Origin of the sequence: Saccharomonospora iraqiensis subsp. paurometabolica YIM 90007, from assembly GCF_000231035.2 — a bacterium.
In the GTDB taxonomy this organism is placed as follows: domain Bacteria; phylum Actinomycetota; class Actinomycetes; order Mycobacteriales; family Pseudonocardiaceae; genus Saccharomonospora; species Saccharomonospora paurometabolica.
Genome location: NZ_KI912264.1, coordinates 73895 through 76904, shown reverse-complemented (window position 1 = coordinate 76904; position 3010 = coordinate 73895). Strand labels below are relative to the sequence as shown.

The 3010-nt window shown below is 73.5% G+C and carries 3 protein-coding genes; 2 read left to right on the top strand and 1 reads right to left on the bottom strand.

All coding sequences use genetic code 11. The annotated features are described in order from the left end of the window. Positions 1 to 176: 176 nt before the first annotated feature. Complete coding sequence (locus tag SACPADRAFT_RS0224110; protein ID WP_007027080.1) at positions 177 to 839, bottom strand: sigma-70 family RNA polymerase sigma factor; 663 nt, start codon at positions 837 to 839, stop codon at positions 177 to 179. A gap of 191 nt (positions 840 to 1030) precedes the next feature. Here SACPADRAFT_RS0224110 and SACPADRAFT_RS0224105 point away from each other — a divergent pair, with 191 nt between their 5' ends. Next, entirely contained in the window at positions 1031 to 2674 is a 1644-nt protein-coding gene (locus SACPADRAFT_RS0224105) for an AMP-binding protein (RefSeq protein WP_007027081.1), read from the top strand. After that, entirely contained in the window at positions 2667 to 2927 is a 261-nt protein-coding gene (locus SACPADRAFT_RS0224100) for a glutaredoxin family protein (protein WP_007027082.1), read from the top strand. Before SACPADRAFT_RS0224105 ends, SACPADRAFT_RS0224100 begins: the two co-directional genes overlap by 8 nt. Positions 2928 to 3010 lie beyond the last annotated feature (83 nt).

Sequence of the window (3010 nt, the reverse complement as noted above, 5' to 3'; positions counted from 1 at the left end):
CGCTCGTGCTCACGCCGCCGACCGGGCCGGTCGGCCCGGTCGGCCCGGTGCCTCCCGGGCCGGGAACGGCCTGCGCGGGACCCGCGCCCCCAATCCACGCGCACGCCTCCACCTCGTCGTCGACACCGTCGTGATGGCAACGACCGGTGATCGATCGTGGTTACGCGGAGGACCCGTCACCGGAAGCCGGTCGGCAGCAGGCGCGCCAGCCTGCGCACCGCCCGGTGCTGGAGCGCTTTCACCGCGCCCTCGTTGCGCTGCATGATCGTGGCGGTCTCCGAGACGGAGTAGCCCTGGATGAACCGCAGGATGATGCATTCCCGCTGGTCGTCACCGAGGTCGGCGATGCACCGGAGCAGTTCGTCGTGCGTGCTCCGGTTGATGACCTGCTGTTCGGGCCCCGTTCCCGCGGCCTCGGACGGCGGGGACTCCGCGATCTCCTCCGTGACGACCTCCATCCGGAACCGGCTGGACTTCACGTGGTCCAGCACCAGGTTGCGGGCGATGGTGGTGAACCAGGCCCCGACGTCCCGCCCCTGGTAGGAGATCGACGTGATCCGGCGCAGGGCGCGCAGGAAGGTCTCGCTCGTGACGTCCTCGGCCAGGTGCCGGTCGCCCACCCGCAGGAGCACGTACCGGTACACACCGTCGACGTGCCGGTCGTAGAGCGTGCCGAACGCGGCCGTGTCGCCGGCCTGGGCCCGGCGGACGAGATCCCAGTTCTCCGCCACGGTGGCGTCGACGGGCTCGGCGCGTGCCGTTTGTTCGGTCACCGCGCCCCCGACCGGTCGCAACCGTGCGGGTGCGGGCCCCGCCGCAACAGCGATCGGCATGCTCACGTGTCGCACCTCCTCCGGGCCCTTTCCCGGCCTCCGCGTGATCATCGCCACTACGTCGCCCGACGGAGCATACGGGTAGTTACCCAAAAGTAGGTAGTGGTGTCCCTGTTGCGAATTGGGCACGGCCCGGCTCTGATCACGCCCCGCGGGGGAGTGGTGGCACACTGTCCGGACTCGGAAAGGGGCTGTTTGTGACCGGTGAGGACAGCAATGTCGCCGACCTCGTCGCCTCCGCGGCGCGGGCCCGACCCGACCATGCGGCGTTGATCGATACAGCGACACACACCACACTGACCTGGCGGGCCGTCGACCGCGCCGTCGACGCGCTCGCGACCCGGATCGCCGCCACCGGCGTCGGTCCCGGCGACCGGGTCGCGCTGCGGCTGCCGACCTCGGCGCGCTTCGCCGTCGCCTTCTTCGCGATCCTGCGCGCGGACGCGATCGCGGTCCCGCTGAACCCGCAGGCGCCCCCGGGCGAGACCACCCCCGTGTTCGACCACAGCGGGGCCCGGCTGCTGATCGCCGACCGCGCGCTCGGAACCGGGGACGAACCGGAACTCCTGGTGCCGGACCCGGAAGCGGAGCCGGACCCGGAAGCGGAGCCGGAGCCGGACCGGGAGCCGGGCGCCGCCGTCGCCCGGGGCGCCTCCCGGGGCGGGGAGGACATCGCCGCGATCTTCTACACCTCGGGCACCGCCGGGCCCGCCCGTGGCGCGATGCTGTCCCACCGTGCGCTGCTGGCCAACGTCCGCCAGCTGCATGCCCTCGACCCGCCGGCCACCCTCCCGGACGACCGGGTGTTCGTGGCGATCCCGCTGCACCACATCTACGGCCTGGGCCCGGGGCTGCTCTCGGCCGCGGCGGCGGGCGCCACGACCGTGCTCGCGCCCCGGTTCGAACTGGGGCAGGCCCTGGCCGACCTCACCGCGTACGGGGTGAGCGCGATGGTGGGGGTTCCCGCGATGTACGCGGCGCTGGCCGAGCAGCCGCCCGAACGCATCCGGGAGAGTGTGTCGGCGCTGCGGCTGATGGTCTCCGGGGCCGCCGCCCTGCACCCCCGGGTGCTGGCCGCGATCCGCTCGGCCACCGGCCAGGGGGTGTACGAGGGGTACGGGCTCACCGAGACCGCACCCGTGGTGACCTCCACGCTGCGGACCGGCTACCCGAAACCGGGCTCGGTGGGCCGGCCGCTGCCCGGCGTCGAGGTGCGGCTGGTGGACAGCGACGGTGACCCGCTGCCGGTGCCGCTCGACCCGGACGACCCCGACGACGCCTTCGACACCGACGCCGACGGCACCGGGCTCGTCGCCGTGCGCGGGGACAACCTCTTCTCCGGGTACTGGCCGGACGGGGCGTACGGACCGGACGCCGAGGGCTGGTTCCGGACCGGGGACGTCGGCTACATCGACGTCGACGGCGACCTGCACCTCGTCGACCGGGCCACGGACGTCGTGATCGTGAACGGGTTCAACGTGTACCCGCACGAGGTGGAGGAGGTCATCGGCGCGATGCCGCAGGTCGCCGAGGTGGCCGTGGTGGGCACGCTCGACGAGCGCACCGGCGAGGCCGTGAAGGCGGTCGTAGTGCCCGCCGCGGGTGCGGGGTTGTCCGGGCAGCGGGTGCAGGAGCACTGCGCCGAGCGTCTGGCCGGGTACAAGGTTCCCCGCACGGTCGATCTGGTCACCGAACTGCCGCACTCCCCGACGGGCAAGGTCCGCCGGGCGGAACTGCGCTCGTCCGGGGACACCGCCGGGAACACGGCCGGGGACACCGCCGGGAACCCGGCCGGGGACACCGTCGGGGCGGACGCCGGGGAGGATGGGGGCAATGGCTGACGTTGCGCACCCGCAGGGGCACTCGGTGACGGTCATGACCCGTGCGGACTGTCCGGCGTGCGAGACCGCCGAACGCGACGTGGAACGGGTCTGCGGTGAGCTCGGGGTGCCGTTCACCGTCGCCGACGTGGACACCGACCCCGAGTGGCGGGCCGAGTACGGCGACCGGGTCCCGGTGATCCTCGTGGACGACGCCGAGCACGACTACTGGTCGGTCGACGAGACCCGGCTGCGCGCCGCGCTGGGCGGCTGAGCGGTCCGGAGCACCGCGCGGGCGGCGCGGAGCGGGTGTGCGGGTCCAGGATGGGGTCCATGCGCCTCGTGTCCCGCCCCGCG